We start from the raw sequence: 21,882 nt of genomic DNA on the forward strand, positions 1-21,882 counted from the left end.
AAATTAAAAAGCAATGGATTTAATTAATTTAGGAATAAAGTCAATTTTTATTGAGAACATGGTGTTCGCATACTTTTTAGGTATGTGTTCCTTTTTGGCGGTTTCTAAAAAAGTACCTACAGCAACAGGTTTGGGGCTTGCGGTAATTTTTGTATTGACCATAACCGTTCCGGCTAACTGGGTGCTTCAGCAGTTTGTATTGAAAGAAGGTGCTTTAAGTTGGTTGAGTGAGAGCTTTGCCAATGTAGATTTAAGTTTCCTTACCTTTATTATGTTTATAGCAGTAATTGCGGCCATGGTGCAATTGGTGGAAATGGTAGTGGAAAAGTTTTCTCCTGCACTTTATGGTTCATTAGGGATTTTCTTACCGCTAATTGCTGTAAACTGTGCCATTCTTGGATCTTCACTGTTCATGGAACAGAGAGATTATAATTTTTCCGAATCTGTAGTTTTTGGGTTCTCTTCTGGTATTGGATGGTTTTTGGCAATTGTTGCATTAGCTGCCATCCGAGAACGTTTGAAATATTCAAATGTGCCTGCTGGAATGAAAGGATTGGGAATTACTATGTTGATTACCGGATTAATGGGATTAGCATTCCTTTCTTTTTCTGGAATTAAGATTTAAAGATAAGTTTTATATAAATAAAAAAGCCCTGCAGAAGTGTAGGGCTTTTTTATTTTTAAGGGGTCTAAAATCAGTTTGATTTTGAAAGAATTGTCACTTTATTTTTAATGTTAAAAAAGATGGTGAATTTCCATTTTACCATAGTTTTCTTTTAATTGTGATTTCGAAATAACTATATTATCTCCCTGTATTAATAAGTCCTTCTTTGCCTTTTAATTTATTTTAAACCATAGATATGAAGCATTTTACTTCCTTTCATGATGTGGATGATCTTTCTGCTTTATTAGAAGATGCCTTCTCTTTTAAAAAAAATCCTTTTGCTTATGATGAATTAGGAAAGAGAAAGACCTTGGGTCTGGTGTTTTTAAGTTCCAGTTTGAGAACCCGCTTAAGTACCCAAAAAGCAGCATTGAATTTGGGGATGAGCGTCATGGTTTTAAATATTGAGACGGAGGGTTGGAAGCTTGAAACCCAGGATGGAGAAATCATGGATGGTACAAATACGGAACATGTTAAAGATGCTGCCGCTGTAATGGGGCAGTATTGTGATATTATTGGTATTCAATCTGTTCCTCCTGGGGTTGGAATGCTAGAAAGGGATGTGGATTATGCCGATGCACTTTTGAAGCAATTCGTTAGATATGCAGGAGTTCCAATTATTAACCTTCAGTCGGCTATTCTTCATCCTTTGCAATCTTTTGCCGATTTAATTACCATTGAAGAACTTAAGGAAATTCAAAAGCCAAAGGTTGTCCTTTCTTGGGCTCCGCATGTTATGCCTATGACACAAGCAATTCCCAATTCTTTTCTGCAGTGGATGAATAATGCAGATGTGGAATTAGTAGTAGCTCAACCCGAGGGATATGAATTATCCAGTGAATTTGTGGGGAAGGCTGAAGTAATTCATAATCAAAATGAAGGCTTGTTAGGGGCAGATTTTGTGTATGCCAAAAGTTGGTGTTCATACAATAGATATGGGGAAATGCCTTCAGTAAAGGAAGATTGGAGAATCACAAGGGAAAAGATGAACCATACCAATAATGCCTTTTTTATGCACTCTTTACCTATTCGAAGAAATGTTATTGCTACCGATGAGGTTTTGGATAGCCCTCGATCTATTGTCCATAGGCAAGCGGGAAATAGGCTTTATGCCACTCAGGCTGTGCTAAAGTCTATTTTAAAAAGTAATAATGGGAGCAATAAGACATCTGCCTATGCTTTTCAGGCTTCTCTATTTTGAGGAGTAAGTAAAATAAGTGCCAAAGGTTTGAAGGATTTAAGACATTAGATGGCATAATAGAAGTGTAACGTAAAGTAAGAAGAGACAAGGCAGGCCTTGTCTCTTCTATTTTTCCTATATTGCGGCTGTTTTTTATTTGGGGTATGCCTGTTTGAGGTGATTTTTTTAGATGGTTTTTACTTTGAAAGCCCTTTCCCTAATATGGATTATTTCTAGTTGATTTTCTCATTAGCAGTTAATAATGGAAAAAAAGAACTTCCGAATATATCGGTCCTCTGCGGGCTCAGGAAAGACCTATACTTTAGCCAAAGAGTATTTGACTTTAGCCCTGCAGCAACCCCATTACTTTAAGCATATCCTGGCTGTTACCTTTACCAACAAGGCCACTCAGGAAATGAAAGGACGGATTATTGAGTATCTCGATGAGATTTCTCGTGGTAAAGATACGACCCTGACCAAAGAATTGATGGAAGCCACTCAATTAGGGAAGAGGGATTTGACAAAAAGGGCTAAGAAAGTGTTATCCGCCATTCTACATGCTTATTCCCATTTTACTGTCAGTACGATTGATAGTTTCTTTCAAAAGGTAATACGTTCTTTTGCCAGAGAAGTAGGGCTGCAGTCTGGCTTTAAATTGGAGCTTGACCAGGAGAAGGTTCTGCAAGAGGTGATTGATAATGTTCTGCTTGAGGTGGGAAAGGATCCTTATTTGACCAATTGGTTAACCCGGTATGCTGAGAATAAGGTGGAAGAAGGGAAGTCCTGGGATTTTCGTGGGGATATAAAAAAACTATCACAAGAATTGTTTCGGGAGCATTTTCAAAGCTTTTCGAAAGATATTTTAGAAGCCTCAAGAGACGAAGAGTTAATTCCGGAAGTGTTGAACAAGCTTAAACAAATTAGAAGGGGGTTTGAAGAAACCATGAAAAGTTTTGGGATTAGGGCTAATAATGTTCTTGATGATTTGGGTTTGGATATCACGGATTTTGCATATGGGCAATCCGGGGTGATGGGTTATTTATCAAAGCTTGCTACCGGTAGGAAATTTGAACCAGGAATTCGTGCTAGATCCGCCATTATGGATGTTGAAAAATGGTATAGCAAAACCTCCAAGAAAAAGGAATTAATTGAACAGGCTTTCCATAATGGTCTTAATGAAGAATTAGCAAGTGCAATTCAAAACTATGACAGACATTTTCTCCGTTATCAATCGGCTAATCAAATCCTACGTTATATTTATAATTTTGGCATTCTTTCGCAGGTTACCAAAAAATTGGCCGATTATAGAGAGGAAAACGACGTCTTATTAATTTCCGATGCAGCCAGGTTTTTAAAGGGCATTATTGAGGAAAATGACGCTCCTTTTATTTATGAAAAAGTGGGCTCAACATATAACCATTTTTTGATTGATGAGTTTCAGGATACTTCAGGTTTTCAGTGGGATAATTTTCGTCCTTTAATAGAAAATAGTGTAGGAGAAGGAAATGTGAACCTGGTCGTTGGGGATATTAAACAATCCATTTACCGTTGGAGAGGAGGCGACTGGAGGTTATTGTTGGAACAGGTGGAGAGGGACATTGGTCCCTGGCAAACTGATACGGTTACTTTGGCAAATAATTGGCGAAGTACTAAAAATGTAATAGATTTTAATAATGCTCTTTTCAATGCGGCTCCCCAACTATTGAGAAATCGACTATTGGAGGTGATTGATGAAGAGGTGGAGGATGATCTCCTGGAGATTCACTTGAAAAAACAGGCACATCGAGTAAACGAGGCCTATGAGGATGTTTTTCAACAATTTCCCCCAACAAAAGCCTTAAAAGGTGGATTTCAGGGATATGTTAATATCCGGTTTTTCCCAGTGGTTGAGGAAAGGGAAGAAAAAAAGGTCAGTTGGAAGCAGCAAGTGCATGAACGTCTTCCCAATTTGGTGGAAGAAATACAGGATCGAGGTTATCAATTGAAAGATGTGGCCTTTTTGGTACGATCCAAAGCTGAAGGGAAAGCCTTGGCTGATTTAATGATGGCCTATAAAACCTCTTCAGCAGCTGATCTCCAGCGATATTCTTACGAAGTGGTTTCTTCGGAATCTCTTTACATGGGTTCTGCTTTTACAGTTCGGCTTTTGATTAATGCATTACGGTATCTCAATAATAATGGCGATAATATTTCGAGGGCTACTGTGGCGTTTGAGTACCAATCTTATATTTTGAATAAAAAAGTGCTTTCCTTGCATCAATTGTTTGCAGCTGCAGCACGACCAGGAAAAGACGAGGACTTTTTTGCAGGTCTTTTACCTAAAGATTTTATGAAAAAGCGAGCCTATCTGACCAAACTGGCTCTGTATGAGTTGGTGGAAGAACTCGTCCGTTTGTTTCAATTAAGTACTGTAAAAGGAGAGTATGCCTATCTTTTAGCTTTTCAGGATGCCGTGCTGGATTTTTCCAAAAATGAAAAAGCAGATGTAACATCATTTTTGCAATGGTGGGACGAAAGTGGAAAACGAAAATCGGTGCAGGTTTCCGAGGAATTAAACGCTATCCGAATTCTAACAATTCATAAATCCAAAGGATTACAATTCAAAGTAGTTCTGGTACCTTATTGCGATTGGAAGATAGATCATAATACCCAATTTGATCATATCCTTTGGTCACAAAGTAAGCAGGAGCCTTTTGATCAGCTACCCTATTTCCCTTTGAAATATTCTTCAGACTTGAAAAAAACCATATATCGGCAAGATTACTATGAGGAACAGATTCGAGCTCAACTGGATTATCTAAATATTTTATATGTCGCATTTACACGGGCTGAAGATGTTTTATTGGCTTTTGGCCCAAGGCCTTCGATAGATAAAAAAGGAAATTATCAATTGAAAGATGTTTCCAACTTGATGTTTCATTTTCTGAGTGGAGATTTTAGAAATAGAGAAATAGAAATTCAATCCAATGGTGGAAAGGAATATACCTCCCTTTTTGAGCATTGGAAAACGGAACAAACTTATTTGGAACTGGGCCAATGGCCAGAATTAAGTTCTGCTGAAGGGGAAATAGAGTCTAGTGGTAAACCTACTGAAATGATTGGGAGCTATATTTCAAATCCATGGAGAAATCGCTTAACAATTCGCCAACGATCTAAAGATTTTTTTAAACTGGAGGATGAGGTAACTGCCTCGAATATTAATTACGGCGTACTGCTGCATGATTTGCTGTCACGTATCATAACACCAGATCAATTGCCTTTTGCTTTAAAAGAAATGGAATTTGAAGGAGCTATTGGGGCAAAAGAGGTGAATTATTTAGAGCAACAAGTAAAAGCCTTATTGGAACACCCTGAAGTGAAGCCTTGGTTTTCCGCTGAATGGGAAGTGAGGACCGAAGTACCGGTAATTGCCAATGATGCCTTTAATCAAACTGAGAGACGAATGGACAGGGTAATGTTGAAAGGTGATAAGGCAGTAGTAATAGACTTTAAAGCTGCAAAAAATGAGGATAAACAAGCGGCTTACAGGCGTCAAGTCAGAGAATATTTGAGGATTTTGGTAGAAATGGGCTATAAGAGGGTGGAAGGCTATCTTTTGTATGTTCACCCGGTGGAATTAGAGGAAGTGCAAATAAAAAGACCCTAAATTAAGGAGATTTAGACCATTAATAATTCCTCTATTTTTACTCTCTTAGATTACTCCTTCTGAAGTTCAAAATATAGAGTGTAGGCGATTTCAAAATAGATTATGAAACCTTTTTTACAAACACTAGCCGAGAAATTATTTTATAAACATGGAGCGAAGCTTCAAGAAGTAACGGTGATTTTTCCTAACCGCAGAGCTGGGTTGTTTTTTAGAAAATATTTATCTCAGCTGATTGATAGGCCAATATGGGCACCGGAAATTCTCAGTATTGAAGATTGTATGAAAGGATTGACCAAATATCAATTGGCGGATAAATTGACTTTGGTTTTTGAACTGTACGAGGAGTATAAAAATATAGCTCCTAAAAAAGAAAGCTTTGATCGCTTCTATTTTTGGGGAGAGATGCTGCTGAAGGATTTTGATGATATCGATAAATACCTTGTCAATCCTAAGGATTTGTTTACTAATCTTAAGGAGGAAAAAGATATTGAGAATTTGTTTGATTACCTTTCTGAAGACCAAGTGGAATTTATTCGCTCTTTTTGGAAAAGCTTTCGAACCTCCAGGCAGTCCGAACATCAGGAAGGTTTTTTGAAGATTTGGGAAATCCTTTTTTCTCTATATGAAAGGTTTAAAAGCCGTCTTAATGATAAGAGTTTGGCCTATGAGGGAATGATTTTTCGCGAGGTCTACAGAAAAATAGAAGATGGAGAATTGACCAATAAATATGGACAATTGGTATTTGCTGGCTTTAATGCATTAACAGCATCAGAAGAGAAAATCTTTACATGGTTTAAAGGTAAGCAAGGAGCTGAAATATATTGGGATGCTGATGCCTATTATATGGAGGATAAGGTGCAAGAAGCAGGAGTGTTTTTGCGCTCTTATTTCCAGCCTGGACACCCATTGCAAGACACTTTTGAAACACCCTTCCCAAAGTCATTTGGGGATAAAGACTACAGAAACATTGAGATTACCGGAGTGCCATTAGAAGTCGGCCAATCCAAAAAATTAGGAGAAAAACTCCGGGAATTGGTTTTGGATAAGGGAGCTGCTTTTGACCCTGAAAAGACGGTTATTGTTTTACCAGAAGAGCAAAACCTATTTCCGGTTTTGCATTCTATGCCTAAAGAAGTTGAGCTGCTCAATGTTACTATGGGTTATCCTTTGAGAAACACCCCCATGTACACCCTGGTAGAAAATTTATTGGACCTTCAAGAACAGGCCAAGGTAAATGCAGATGGAAAGGTACGTTATCATTACCGAAATGTAATGGCTCTTTTTCGGCATCCTTATATCCGCTATTATAATGTAGAAAAAGCAGCTAAATTGCTTGTAAAAATTGAAAAAGAAAACCTTCAATATATTGGGGAGGATACCTTAAAGGAAGGTGAAGCCCTATTTCAGGGGATTTTCAAAAAGGTGAATTCCGTCAAGGAAATTTTTGACTATTTGCTCGATGTACTGGTCTTGATTAACAGCACTTTTAATGAACGACAGGAGACGAAGGCTGGAAAAGGGGAAACAGTAGGGCAGTTACTGGAGCAGGAATATGTTTATCATTTTTATACCCAACTTAATCGTTTAAAGGACAACGTGGTAGGGCAAAATATTCAATTGAAACAGCACACCTTTGTTAAGCTATTTCGCCAAATCATTCAATCCTTGCGTTTGCCTTTTTCGGGAGAACCTTTAAAAGGCCTTCAAATTATGGGGGTGTTAGAAACCAGAAATCTGGATTTTGAGAATGTATTTATTCTTTCCATGAATGAAGGGGCCTATCCTGCCAAGGCAAGTACCAATTCTTTTGTTCCTTTTAATTTAAGAAAAGGTTATGGTTTGCCAACTCTGGACCATTCAGATGCTATTTATGCTTATTCTTTTTATAGGCTTCTTCAACGGGCAAAAAATGTTCACCTTTTTTATAATACCGAAGAAGGTTTGAATTCGAGCGGTGAAATGAGCCGCTTTTTACAGCAGATTATCTATGAATCAGGTCTTAAAATAAATAGAAAGGTCCTTTCCAATCCGGTTCAGCCCGCTTCCCTGGAAACAATAAGTATGGAAAAGGACGAAAAAGTCTTAATTGAGTTGGGGCGCTATTTAAGGAATGGTGAAACCAGAGGGAAATCTTTAACTGCTTCTGCTATTAATACTTATTTGGATTGTCAGCTAAAGTTTTATTTTCGTTATGTAGCTAAATTATATGAAGCGGGGGAAGTGGCCGAGGAAATTGATGCAATGACTTTTGGTAATTTATTACATAGCACAATGGAAAATTTATATACGGAGTTTATGGCTCGGTATAATACCTTCCGGGTTCAACCTCAGGATTTCGAGATTCTGAAAGAAATGTTGGATCAAGCTGTTGATAAATCCTTTGTAGAGCATTTTTCATTGGAGGAGGGAGAAAAAGTTGAGCTGGGGGGAAGAGATATTATTGCCCGCCGTATTTTATTGAAATTTGGCAAAAGGATTTTAAAAGAGGATAAGGCTTATGCCCCCTTTAATATTATCGGCCTAGAAACTGACGGCAAAGATTCAGGTTTTTATCTCGACTTCGATATATCGTATTTAGGAAAAAAAGAGAGAGTAGCCCTAAAAGGGATCATCGACCGAATTGACCGAAAAGAGGAGCAAGTACGAGTAATAGATTATAAAACCGGCCGAGATGATAAAATACTAGAGGATATCCCTTCTCTGTTTGACCCAAAAAATAAGAAGCGAAATAAGGCAGCTATGCAAGTGCTTTTATATGGTTTGCTCTATAAAAATAAGTTTCCTGAAGATAACAGTCAAATAATGACTGGACTGTTCAATGCTCGCGAACTTTTCGGGGAAAATTTTGATATTCGGTTGAAAATCAAAGAAGATCGACGAAGATATAAGCCCATTAATGATGTTTCTCCTTTACTAGAAGAATACCAGGAAGAATTACGCCGGGTTTTGGAGGAAATTTATGATCCTCAAATGCCTTTTAATCAAACAGATGATGTGGAAAAGTGTAGCTATTGTGCTTATGCAGGGATTTGTCATCGGTAGTAAAAGTCGTTTTGATGGTAAGTTCCAAGGTAAATGTTTGATGAGTTTGGAAATTTAATTTTTTATTTATGCATTGACTTTTTTCGAGATATAAGCTTTTGCCTATGTTTTACATGTATCATAGAAATTATCTTTCATAAGTTATTTTAAGACAAGGGATTAAAGATTTTTTTTATTTAAGTGACTTTTAAGAGTAAATTATGTGAAATTAAATTGCGCACTTTTTTATTCCTTTTAAGCATTTTGTTTGCATTACCTTTATTGTACTGACAATTATTGTAGCTTCAGAGAGACCAGGCACACTTTTCTAAGTTAGATCCCCTTTACCCTATTACCCCATTTTCTATTTCTTTATACCTTCTTGATTTTTTTATTCTGATAAATTACCAATACTATTTTAGCTTTTGCTTGTACTATCTTTCAAATTTCATTTTTCTTTAGATGTAAGGTTTTTTGATTAATTTAAAAATTTTAAGTAAAATAACAGTAAAATATTCATTTACTATTATTTTATATGATTTAAAAGGTTGTTATTTTATTATAATTGATGTTTTGCCTTTGTTTTGTTAAAAATATTTAATGTAAGTTAACGGGAAAAATTGATTTTTTTAAAACCAAAAAACTTACAGAAATGAAAAGAACAAGGCAGAAAATTATAGTATTCCTATTGGCCAGTTTTTTAAATTTCCCCCCTCTGTTGGCTCAAGTAGGATCTCCCTGTAGCACAGATGAAGTAATAAGGAAACGCTATGAAAGGAACCCTGAGAGTAGAAATCGAGCTCAGGCTTTTGAGCAAGTTACCAAAGACTATATTAAGCGTAAGCGTAATCAAAGCTCTAAAGGGATTCAAAGCTCCATTACCAAAAGTAACCATACACGATATACTATTCCTTTGGTGGTGCATGTGTATGGGGAAGACTTTTATGGTTACTCCGTGACTGAGGAAAAGGTCAGAGAAGCTATTCGGCAGGTAAATATTGACTTTGCAGGTCAAAATACTGATTTTAATGATGTATCCAATGAATTTTGGAATGACAGAGGGACATTAGATATCTCTTTTGAACTTGCTACCATTGATCCAAATGGAAATGCTACCACAGGGGTTCTTTTTTATCCTGAAGCGTCTGGTTTTGGAGAAGATTATATCTACGATGAACAAATTCGTAGGTATGCCTGGGATAATTACAAATACATGAATCTCTATATCCAGTTGGATATCAAAGGTGATGGTACTACTAATAGGTCAGGAGTGGCCTGGTATCCAAATGAAAGTGACTCTGATGAAGGAACTGCCAGAGTGGTAATGAACGGAAGGTACATTTGGGGGAATGATGACAACGGTGATGGTACGGAATTTTATGCTTATCTGACCCATGAATTTGGGCATTGGCTCAATTTGATTCATACTTTTGGAGATTCAGGAAGTTGTTCATCTGATGAAGTAGCTGATACGCCGGCTACAATGGCCAATTATGATTGTTTTGATGGCTTAGAGGAAAGTTGTTCAGGGGCGGGTATTCCTAATGTAGAAAACTATATGGATTACTCTTCCTGTAAAATGATGTTTACAAGAGGACAGGTAGATCGTATGGAGGCTGCCTTGGAAACTCACCCTGCTCGTTATCCTATTTGGCAGGAGGATAACCTTCGAGATACCGGTGTAGGGGGCTATGAAATTGGGGCTCATTTGTTAGCGGCCTCTACCTATCTAAAAGAAGGGAATGCTAATAATGGATCCTTTGAAGAGACGATTACGATTACTGCAGAAGATGGAGCTTCCTTTGGAAGAATTAGTGGTTACTACACACAAGGTTCGGATTTCACAGTTTCGGGTCTTCCATCGGGATTATCAGTAAGTATACGTGCGGAAAGCAGCCTGGAGGTGACTGTTTTTATAGATGGGCAGGCCAATTATCATAGGGCAAGCGATTCTGATTTGGTAACTATTACTTTTGATGATGGGGTGGTGAGTGGTCAGTTGCATAGCTATTCCATTGCTTTCAATTTGGAATTTTTGGATCCATTTGAAATAGTCTACAGGGATTTTAGAACTGATCCATATGCCAATGAGGATATAATCTTTAAACCATTTGATATTGATTTGGTTGGTAATGCCTCTTTTGGTTTATTGGTTGACCCTGAAGATGAAGGGGTGATGCTTTTCGAGTCTTTTGGTTTGCCGGTAATTTCACAGGAAGTTATCCAAGATGTTAGATATGATATCTTACGTTTGGATTATGGGGATAATATAAGTGCTTCCAGTAGTTGGGAAGATAATATTTCTAGTTGGGATTTGATGAGTGAATTGAGAAGTCCTCAGCATACCGATTGGGACAACCGAACAGGTTATATTGGTTTCCAGACCAAAAATGCATACGGTGAGGTAATTTACGGTTGGATGCGAGGATCCTATAGTACGAGTGACCATCGCTTTACTTTACATGATTATGCTTATAATACTGAACCAAATGGGGCAATCTATGCTGGAGAAACCGGACAAAATGGTGCTATTGGGTTATCCTATTATATTTTTTATGAAGATGCTGATAATTCCGGCCGAATGGAAAATACCATTACCATTGAGGCATTAGATGGGACCCAATTTTCAAGATCAAGTGGTAGTTTTTCTCAGGGGCAAGATTTTTCCATCAGCGGTTTGCCTAGTGGCCTTTCTGCTAGTTTAACGCTTAATGGCTCTAATTCAGCAACTTTAAGACTAAATGGGGAAGCAGCTAATCATTATCATAGCGACGATATTGATAGGGAAATATTTTTGGAGTTTTATTCTTCTGCCTTTAATGGAAATGCTTCTGATGTGACCAGTTCTACTTATGAATTATCCATAGATTTTCGTGATCCCGATGAGGTAATAAGAAATGACTTTGCAAATATTACTGTAGATACACCAGATACTTATGATTATGAGAGGATTTATATTGATGGGCTTGGATATGATTATCAATCAAACTCCTATCAGTTATGGTATTATTATGAAGGGAATAGGAATTTCAGAATTGATACCTGGCGTAAACCATTGGTTTGTGAACCCAACAGTAAAAATATCAGCTATTTGCAATATGATGAAGAGATTGGAGCCTCCAATAATTGGGTAACGGGATATAGAGATGATTTAACTCTTGTTTTAAGAAGCGATTCCTATACAGATTGGGAGGGAGAGGATGGTTATGTGGGAGTTGTGGCTTTTGACCAACATGGAAGAAGGTACTATGGCTGGATAAGGGTATCTGTTTCTTCAACAGGAAGTTATGCTACTATGTATGAACTGGGCTATAATACAAAACCTTATCAAAGTGTCTATGCAGGAACTACGGATAGCGGGGGAACAACAAACCCTCTAAATGCTTCTTTTTCTGCCAATACAACAAATGTTACTCCTGGTAGTTCGGTCTCCTTTACCGATCAGTCTACAGGTAACCCTTCCGATTGGTATTGGGAGTTTGAAGGGGGCAGCCCTTCTACAAGTACAAGCGAAAATCCAACCGTCACTTACGATAACGAAGGGGCTTTTAATGTGACCCTAACAGTAATTTCTGGGAATGATTCAGATGTCCAGACCCAAATGAACTTTATTACGGTGGAAGCAGGTGGTGGGAATGATTCCTATTGTTCTTCTTCTGGAGACAATAGCGTATCAGAATATATTTCATCCGTTGAAGTAGGTAGCTTCTATCATAGTTCCGGAGGAGATAACTACAGTCATTATACGGGACAATCTATTCCATTGACAGTTGGTGAAAATACTAGTTTAGCCATTAATACCTATGTTGCCGCAAATTACACAGAATACATAAAAGTGTGGATTGACTTTGATCGGGATGACAACTTTGAAACTTCGGAGTTAATTTATGAAAATGTGATTCAAGGGCAGCAAAACATGACAACTAACTTTACAACTCCTTCTAATGCCATGGTGGGAGAGACCCGAATGCGTATTTCCATGGCTGCAGATAATGAGCAAAGTAGTGCTTGCGATAACTTTAGTTATGGGGAGGTGGAAGATTACACTGTTGTGATTGATGATGGTGATGGGGGTGGAAATCCACCTACTGGAGATTATTGTGCAGCTTCTGGTGGTGGAACTTATGAGTGGATCTCTAGAGTTCAAGTGGGTTCATTTACTAATACCTCTACTAGTAATAATGGGGGGTATTCTGATTTTACCAATCAAATGATTAATCTTGACGAAAATTCCAATTCAACCATTGCCTTGACTCCAAGCTATAGTGGAACAGCCTATAGGCAGCATTTTATAGTATGGATTGATTACAATCAAGATAATGATTTTGCTGATGCTAATGAGTTAGTTTTTCAGGCTTCAGGTGTTAATTCGAAAATTAGTGGCAGCATTAGTGTTCCTTCTTCTGCTTTGAGTGGAAATACTAGAATGAGAATTGCTATGAAGGGGGATGGAAATGCTCCGGGACCATGTGATACTTATGGCTATGGAGAAATAGAGGATTATACAGTGAATATTGGTGGAAGTGATGGAGGAGGAACTCCACCGGGGCAATCAGAGTATTGTGTGTCTTCTGCAACTAACAGTGCAAATGAATGGATTGCAGAGGTATCTGTTGGAAACTTTAATTATGCCAGTGGGGGTGCTGATTACAGTGATCATACCAATCAAACTGTGAATCTAGATGCCGGTTCAAGAACCAATATAAGTGTTAGTCCTGGTATGGATGGAGGACCTTGGGATGAATACATCCGCTTGTGGATTGATTATAATCAAGATGGGGTTTTTGCTACTAATGAAATGGTTTTTGAAGGAATTTCTGAAAATGCTGTTGCGGTAAATGGAAACTTCACAGTGTCTTCTAATGCTCAAAATGGAACTACCCGAATGAGAGTGTCCTTAAAGGGAGATGGTGGTGCCTATGATGATCCATGTGAAAGTTTTGATTACGGTGAAGTGGAGGATTACAGTGTTAATATCTCGGGAGGAGTAAATGGCGTGGTGAGCCAATCCAATGAATCGGATGGCAGTGATCCGGTGAATCAAATTCAGTCCCAAATCACTTTAGCCCCAAATCCTGTCACCAATGGGGTACTTAATGTAATGGTAAATTCCGAGAATGGATCTGTTACAATGTTAAGGGTTATGAATAATGTTGGTAGTCTTGTGTATGAACAATCCGTTAGCCTTCAAGGTGGACAGAATATGGTGTTGCCACTAACAGGAATGTCAGCTGGATTGTATTATTTACAGACTATTGGAGAGTCAGGTATAAGTATTCATAAATTCCTTATTCAATAGAGGAGTTAATTAATCTTTGTTTGATTAGAAGAGTATTACCTAAGGTTTACTCTTCTAATCCTTTGCTTTGTGTGTATTCTGTGTGTTTGCAAATGTTTGTTTCACTAAAAAAATTACACAGATGAAAAACAAAATCCAAAAAACTGCTCAATGCCTATTATTCTTCCTTTTAGGCACCACCTTATTATTAGCACAAAATAAGCCCCATGCCCAGAGGTGTGGGACTAGTGAAGGAATTAAAGCACTCTATAAGCTTCATCCTCAAAGTAGAGAAGAATCAAGTAAGCTGAATCAAAAAAGTAAGGAATTTGCACAAAAGCAAAAGGCTAAAAGACAATCCTCCTCAATTGTCCTTTCCAATCACAACCAATATACTATCCCTGTGGTGGTACATGTATTTGGGGATGATTTTGCAGGTTATCAGGTAAATGATGACATTATTAGAGAAGCCATTAATCAAGTGAATAACGACTTTAATGGAATGAATTCAGACTTTAATGATGTGATCCCACAGTTTTCTAATCTAAGGGGAACCCTTGATATCAGTTTTGAATTTGCGCAAATCGATCCAGATGGAAATGCCACCTCTGGTATTATTTACTATCCAGCCGCCTATGGATTTGGTGAAGGTTCCAGTCATAACGATGAAATTCAGGCTGTTGCATGGGATAATTATAAATATTTGAATTTGTATATAATGCTCGAATTATACAATGACGGGGCAACCAATGCTTCCGGAGTGGCCTGGTATCCGGACACCTGGATGTCAGATAATAATTTGGCAAGGATTGTTTATAATGGGCGCTACCTTTGGGGAAATGGAGGAGACTCGGAATTTCAGGCTACATTAACCCATGAATTTGGACATTGGTTAAATTTGATACATACTTTTGGTGAAGATGATAGCTGTTTTGATGATGATGAGGTGGAAGATACACCTATGACGGTTGCTAATTTGGATTGCAATACCTCTCAAGAAACTTGTTCGGGTGCAGGAATTCCTAACTCCTCCAATTATATGGATTATTCTGATTGTAGGAGGATGTTTACCCTGGGACAAATTGATCGGATGTTGGTTGCTTTACAGCATGATGCACGTTGGTCACTTTGGCAAGATGAGAATTTGAGCGCAACAGGTACTGGACATAATGATATAGGGGCTCATTTGCTGCTTTCTGCTACTAAACTGATAGAGGATGATGAAAATGATGGTTCTTTCTTCGATATGGAAATTACAGTATCGGCCGAAGATGGGGCTGAGTTTAGTGTTTGGAATGGCTACTTGACGGAGGGAACTCATTACACCACTTCAGGAATTCCATCAGGCCTTTCGGTAAGTATTCAAGCAAATGGTTCTAATTTAGCTACCATACGGATGGAAGGAAATGCAAATACCCATGGAGATAATTCTGATACCGAAATAACCATTTCCTTTCGAGATGCCGCTCTGGTAGGTGGAGTCTCATCAGTATTCGCCGAGGATATGATATTAAATCTGGATTTCCTGGACCCTTACCAATTGGTATTTGAAGATTTTAATGACCTGAGTGTGGATGAAAATTCTGTTTGGGAACCATTTGATATCAATATTACCGGAAATGGGTCTTATGGAATCTGGGTTTTTCCTGAGAATGGGGATTTAAAGTTTGAATCTTACGGTAAGCCTTTAATTTGTGAAGGAAATAGTCGAAATATTTCCTTTTTGCAAGCAGGGGATGTGATTAATGAATCTCGTAATTGGGTGGAAAATGGAGAATGGGATGAGATTGCTAATATAAGTAGTGCAACTCATACAGATTGGAATGGACAGACTGGCTATTTGGGAATTCAAGCCACTAATCAGTATGGAAGGGCAGTTTTTGGTTGGTTAAAAGCTTCGGTTTCTGCTAGTGGTGACGAATATACCATATATGAATATGCCTACAATGAAGATCCAAATGGGGCCATTTATGCAGGAGAAACTGGTTTAGGAGCTCGTCTTTCCTACTCTTCCAATATTTTTTATGAGGATATTCCTAATAATGGCGCAATTGAAACTGCAATCTCAATTTCTGCACTGGACGGGGCTCAATTCGATGTGAATGGAGACATGATGGAAGGGACTCATTTTATTGCATCAAATGTACCTTCGGGGCTTTCAGTGGAGATCTTTGTGGAGAATAGTAATTTGGCAACTCTTTCCTTAGTAGGAAATGCTAACTCCCACACCGATGCAGCTGATATTAATAATATGGAAATTGAATTTAGGAATGCGGCTTTTTCGGGGAATGCTTCTTCAATAGTTAATTCTACTTATACTTTTTCTATTGATTTTAATGATGTTTACCAAATCATTTATGAAGATATTGAAGACATTACGGTTAATAGCTCTAATGATTGGGGATGGTTCTACTTAAATAATGGTTATTTTGACGAATTTGGTTTATTTATAGATGGAGGAGAGCTTAAATTGGAAACTTACACCAAACCATTAATATGTGAGGGAAATAGCTTACGGGTTTCTTTGCTAGATGAGGGAGATGCTATTGGAAGTTCCAGTAATTGGGTAGATGGAGGTAGTTATCCGGATTTGCATGAAATGTGGACTCCCACTTATACTGTTTGGGAGGGGCAAACTGGTTTTGTAGGATTTGAATATTACACAAATACGGGAAGGATTATGTATGGTTGGTTTAGGATTTCAATGTCCTCTAATGGGGATTCTATGACCCTCCATGATTATGCTTATAATCAGGAACCCAATGCAACGATTTATGCTGGAGAAACTGCAGGTGGTGGAGGTAATCCTCCAGGAGATTATTGTGCGTCATTAGCCAGTAACGCTACTTCAGAGTATATTTCCAGAGTAGAGTTTGGGGAATTTCAAAATACTTCTCAGGGCTCTGGGTATTCCAATTTTACGAATCAAACAATAACTTTAGTTCGAAATAGCTCCAATAGTTTTTCGCTCACTCCTGATTTTGCAGGATCGATCTATACGGAATATTTTAAAATTTGGATTGATTATAATGAGGATGGAGACTTTGAGGATGGAAATGAGCTGGTGTTTGAAGGACAAACTACCGATGGTTCAAGTGTGGTTGGAAGTATTACTCCACCATCTTCAGTTGATCTGGAAACCACTAGGATGCGGATCTCCATGAGGGGGGATAATCCCCCGGTTGGGCCGTGTGATACATTTTCTTACGGTGAAGTTGAGGATTATACGGTTACCATCAATAATGGAGGAGGGAGTGTCCCTCAGGCAGATTTTATAGCCAATTCCACCAATATTAATGTGGGGAATTCAGTCTCCTTTACCGATTTATCTTCAGGAAGCCCAACCAGTTGGAATTGGGAATTTGAGGGAGGAACGCCCGCAACAAGTACTAATCAAAATCCGACGGTTACCTATAACACGGCTGGAACATTCAATGTTACCCTAACGGTATCCAATAACAATGGGACAGGTGAGCAAACCTACAATAATTATATATCTGTATCGAATGGGGGAGGAGGTGATTATTGTGAATCTTCATCTAATAACAGTGTGACGGAATATATTTCTGCTGTTCAAATAGGGGATTTTTCTCATTCCTCGGGAGGAGACAGGTATAGTCACTATACCGCACAAACTATTCCTTTGGAAATGGGACAAAATACAAATCTTTCGATTGATACTTATGTGAATGGAAATTATACAGAGTATATCAAAGTTTGGATAGATTACGATCAGGATGAAACATTTGAATCCTCTGAGTTAATTTTTGAGAATTCCATTCAAGGTCAGCAAAGTATAGCTACCAATTTTACTCCACCAACCAATGCCCTTGAGGGAGAAACACGCATGCGGATTTCCATGGCAGGGGATAATGAACAAAGCGGCGCCTGTGATACCTTTAGTTATGGAGAAGTTGAAGATTATACGGTTAGTTTAGGAGTTGACGGAGGAGGTACTCCTTCGGAATATTGTGCTTCTGCTGGGAACAATAGTGCAAATGAATGGATTGCCACTGTGGAGGTGGGGAGTTTTAGCTATACCAGTGGTGCTGCCGATTATAGCGACCATACCAATCAAATCATAAATTTAAATGCGGGCTCTAATACGGTTATAAGTATCAGCCCAGGAATGAATGGTGGCCCATGGGATGAGTATATTCGAGTTTGGATTGATTATAATCAGGACGGAGATTTTAATGATGGAAATGAAGTGGTTTTTGAAGGGATCTCTGAAAATGTTGCCACGGTAAATGGTAATTTTAGTGTATTGTCTTCGGCACAAAATGGAAATACAAGAATGCGGATTTCCATGAAGGGAGATGGTGGTGCTTATGCCGATCCTTGTGAAACTTTTAATTATGGTGAGGTAGAGGATTATATGGTGAATATTTCAGGTGGGGTGGCAGGAGTAGTGGGTCAATCTAACATATCTGGAAACCGTTATGAAGAGAATCTAAATCCACCCCATATCACTTTAGCACCAAATCCTGTAACCAATGGAGTTTTAACAGTTAGTTTACATTTAGAAAAAGGTAATATTTCTCAGTTTAGGGTATTGAATAATGTGGGTAACCTGATGTATGAGCAATCCGTTTATCTTCAAGGTAATGAGAAAACTAGGTTGATCTTAGGAAATTTGCCGGCTGGGCTTTATTTCCTACAAACTATGGGGGAATCAGGTATAAATACTCATAAGTTTTTGATTCAATAAGAATTACCTGAAAATAATTTTTTGTGATTTACAAAGAAAGAAGCCATCACTAGGTTGGCTTCTTTCTACATTCTTTTTATCCACAAATATTTCTGAGAACTGGCTTTAAGATATTTATTTAACCTTTGTTTTAAGGGTTAAATAGGAAGCTTGTTTACATTTTTAGTTTTTTAAAAGCACTTTCTGGTATAGAGCAAATGATCCCCATAATTAATTTCCAGATGGTAGGTGTGTAAACTATATTTCTTTTCTTTCTGTAGGCTTTATAGATTGCTTTGGCAATGGTGTGAGATTTAGCAGTAAGTAAGGAAGGAAACTTGGAACCTTCCGTCATTTTGGTTTTTGTAAATCCGGGTTTGATGGTTGCAATATGGACATTATAGGGGTACATCCTGTTGCGTAAACCTTGCAGGTATATACTAAACCCTGCTTTGGCACTCCCATAGATATAATTACTTTGTTTACCACGATCCCCGGCAATTGAGCTAATGCCAATAATTATGCCCTGACTTCTTTCTTTGAAATATTGTGCAAAAATCCCCACTATGGAAACCGCTCCCACATAATTGACATCAATGATGCGATGTGTCTCTTTCCAATTTTTTTCGGCGAGGTGTTGACTACCTAAATAGCCAAAAAATACAAGAACAACTTCTACTTCTTTGAATTTTCTTGCAAATTCTGGGTGACTTTTTTTGTTTTCAGCATCAAATTCCGCCAAGATAACCTCTATTTCAAACCGAAGTGAAAGATCATTTTGAAAATGGGTTAGGCGGCTCACATTTCGGGCCGCAAGGATTAGGTCATGATTGTTTTGAGCAAATTTCTCAGCTGTGGCCCGACTCATATCAGAGGTAGCCCCAAGGATTAAAATCTTAGACATTTAAAATCATCTTTTCCTGATAATCCTTAAAAATCCCCAATCTTTCTCCTAAATGAGACCTAAATCCCATGGAAGGGTTATATTTTTGAACAATATTCATAAACTCATAAATAAGTGGATAACCTTTCAAAAGCCAATGTGCCGACATTCTCGCATCCTTTGCCAAATAAATTCGTCCTCCTAGATCATGGACCATAGCATCTAATTCTTCCAAAAGTTTAAACACTCCTTTTTTAATAGGGAAATCAAGGGCCAGTGTATACCCTTTCATTGGAAATGCCATTAATTCTCTTTGACTTCCCATTAATTTCAATACTGCCAAATATGGATCTAGACCAGACTTTTCAATTTTCTTTAAAATGAGTTTTAGGCCCTGAAAGCTATTGGCTATCGGCAATACAAATTGATATTGCAGTAAACCTTTTTTACCGTAAAATTTATTCCAATTTTTAAAGTTATCTAATGGATAGAAATAAGAGTTATAGTGGAGAATTCTTTCTTTTTTTTCCTTCTTTTTATTCTTGTAATAAAGATGGTTATAGGTTTTTACCGACCAGGGGTTTAATACCTGATCAAAAAAAAGTATAGGTAAGTTAACCTTAGGAGATGTGTGAAGTTGAAAAGGCTTTTTAATTTTTGAAGGAAGCTGATCTGAAAGAGCATGCTCACCCAATAGCATAACACCTTTACCCAGTTTCTTTCCCTTTTGTAGGCAATCAATCCATGCTACTGAGTAGTTTGCATGTTGATTTTTTTCAAACACATAAAATACTTCTTCCAATCCTTTTGTACATAGTGTAGTTTGACGGATAAAGGTGGTTTCTATAGGCTTTAAATAAAAGCGTGCTGTTACAATCATTCCTGTTAATCCCAAACCACCGCAGCTGGCCTCAAACAGGTCTGCGTTTTCAGTTCTTGAGCAATGTAATAGTTGGCCATCCTCCAAAATGATATCAAAATCAATGAGATGATCCGAGAAACATCCCTCCTTGTGGTGGTTTTTTCCATGTATATTGGAGGCAATGGCACCCCCAACAGTGATAAATTTTGTGCCTGGAGTTACAGGAAGAAACCAGCCTTTGGGGACAATAAAATTTAAAATTTTTTCCAAACTGACTCCAGCTTCGCAACGTATGGAACCCTTCTGTTTATTAAATTCGATTATGTTATTTAGTTTAACAGTAGATAAAATCTCCTTTCCCAAGGAAGCATCTCCGTAGGATCGACCAAGCCCTCGATTTATTATTTGATTTTTTGACTGGATGAGTGATATAGATTCATTTTTAAAAGTGGGGGTTGAAATTTCGGCTTTAATCTTTGGGTATCTTCCCCAATTACTGACCCATGGCATAAGTTTATAAGTTAGAAGTGTAAATGATTATATAAAAACTCAAAAGCCAGATGGTCAGGTTTATTAGGGTGAAAGGGTCTTTAAAAAGGATTTTTACGGGTGAGCCCCCCCTTTGTTTAACTAGGAAAATCTGTAGATATCTCATTACTCCTGCAAGTACAAATATGAAAGTTCCATATAAATATTCGGAATGGAATTGATTAATAACCTGAGAAGAAATGCAGTACATGAGGTAACATACAATTATTATCCCGCAAATCATGGTTAGACAGGCATCTACAAATCTTAAATTATAGGTCTCCACTGATTCTCTTATTTTTTGGTTAGATTTTTTTAATAAAATGAGATCATCTCTTCTTTTTCCCAATGCCAGGAATAAAGAGAGTAGGAAAACCATTATGATTAACCAATGCGAAGGTTTAACCTGGGAGATCACTCCTCCACTAATTACTCTTAATACAAATCCGATTGAAATTATGAATATATCAATAAGAGGAAGTCTTTTTAAAAAAATAGTATATGCGATATTCATCAATAAATAGGTAATGATAAGGAAAAAGAATGTTTTATTGATGTAATAGGCCAAGGATAGCCCTCCTAACAAGAGAAAAAATGAAAGTGACAGCGCCCATGAAATGTTTATTTCCTGAGCTGCAATGGGACGAGATTTTTTTACAGGGTGTAAGCGATCAGCTTCAGCGTCTTTAATGTCATTAAAAATATAAATTGTACTACCCACCAGGCTAAAACTAATTAATCCCAAAAGAGCCCACTTTAATTTTTGAAACTCAAATAGTTCTCCGGAAAAATACAGGGGAGTCAGTATAAATAAATTTTTTATGTAATGATCTACTCGGCATAACCGTAAAATCACCATTAAATGGTTAATCAAGTCTTTGGTTAATACGAGTATCATATTTTTTGCATTTTTTTCTGCACGAGGTATTTCCCTAAGAAACTAAATCCTGGTCTCAGGATAATAAGTTTGGACTTATTTATAGACCTTCTTTTAGTTCAAATTTTTTATTTTTTGGAGAATTAGCAGATGAGTGCTTTGGTGAGGCTAAGAACCTACTTTTAAGAAATGGGTTTTAAATTAAATCAGTGGTGGATAATTTTAGGTTTTAGGTAAAAACTAAATACTTGTT

Annotated in this window: 9 protein-coding genes; 6 read left to right on the forward strand and 3 right to left on the reverse strand. The window is 37.6% G+C overall.

The window, feature by feature from the left end; translation table 11 throughout:
* Positions 1-13: 13 nt before the first annotated feature.
* From nqrE to E1171_RS21605, 6 genes are all read left to right on the forward strand, one after another.
* Positions 14-625 (forward strand): NADH:ubiquinone reductase (Na(+)-transporting) subunit E, encoded by a 612-nt coding sequence (gene nqrE / locus E1171_RS21580; protein WP_155208150.1) that lies wholly within the window; start codon positions 14-16, stop codon positions 623-625.
* A gap of 235 nt (positions 626-860) precedes the next feature.
* Positions 861-1,865, forward strand: a complete 1,005-nt coding sequence (locus tag E1171_RS21585; protein ID WP_155208151.1) for a Rossmann-fold NAD(P)-binding domain-containing protein — start codon at positions 861-863, stop codon at positions 1,863-1,865.
* Positions 1,866-2,106: 241 nt separating this feature from the next.
* Entirely contained in the window at positions 2,107-5,490 is a 3,384-nt protein-coding gene (locus E1171_RS21590; RefSeq protein ID WP_155208152.1) for a UvrD-helicase domain-containing protein, read from the forward strand.
* A gap of 102 nt (positions 5,491-5,592) precedes the next feature.
* A complete protein-coding gene (locus tag E1171_RS21595) occupies positions 5,593-8,532 on the forward strand; it encodes a PD-(D/E)XK nuclease family protein (RefSeq protein WP_155208153.1) in 2,940 nt (979 codons plus the stop codon).
* A gap of 631 nt (positions 8,533-9,163) precedes the next feature.
* Positions 9,164-13,810 carry a GEVED domain-containing protein gene (locus E1171_RS21600; protein ID WP_155208154.1) on the forward strand — a complete coding sequence of 1,549 codons (4,647 nt, stop codon included), beginning with the start codon at positions 9,164-9,166 and terminating at the stop codon, positions 13,808-13,810.
* 121 nt (positions 13,811-13,931) lie between these two features.
* Positions 13,932-18,500: a GEVED domain-containing protein gene (locus E1171_RS21605; protein ID WP_155208155.1), complete on the forward strand. Its 4,569-nt coding sequence runs from the start codon at positions 13,932-13,934 to the stop codon at positions 18,498-18,500.
* 154 nt (positions 18,501-18,654) lie between these two features.
* Here the strand turns inward: E1171_RS21605 and E1171_RS21610 are convergent, their stop codons facing one another.
* From E1171_RS21610 to E1171_RS21620, 3 genes are read right to left on the reverse strand one after another with little or no spacing between them, the layout of a single operon-like run.
* A complete protein-coding gene (locus tag E1171_RS21610; RefSeq protein WP_155208156.1) occupies positions 18,655-19,383 on the reverse strand; it encodes an SDR family oxidoreductase in 729 nt (242 codons plus the stop codon).
* Positions 19,376-20,734: an FAD-binding oxidoreductase gene (locus E1171_RS21615; RefSeq protein ID WP_155208157.1), complete on the reverse strand. Its 1,359-nt coding sequence runs from the start codon at positions 20,732-20,734 to the stop codon at positions 19,376-19,378. Before E1171_RS21615 ends, E1171_RS21610 begins: the two co-directional genes overlap by 8 nt.
* Before the next feature lie 4 nt (positions 20,735-20,738).
* Entirely contained in the window at positions 20,739-21,650 is a 912-nt protein-coding gene (locus tag E1171_RS21620) for a decaprenyl-phosphate phosphoribosyltransferase (RefSeq protein WP_155208158.1), read from the reverse strand.
* Positions 21,651-21,882: the final 232 nt, after the last annotated feature.

Origin of the sequence: Xanthovirga aplysinae (genome assembly GCF_009711365.1) — a bacterium.
In the GTDB taxonomy this organism is placed as follows: Bacteria; Bacteroidota; Bacteroidia; order Cytophagales; family Cyclobacteriaceae; genus Xanthovirga; species Xanthovirga aplysinae.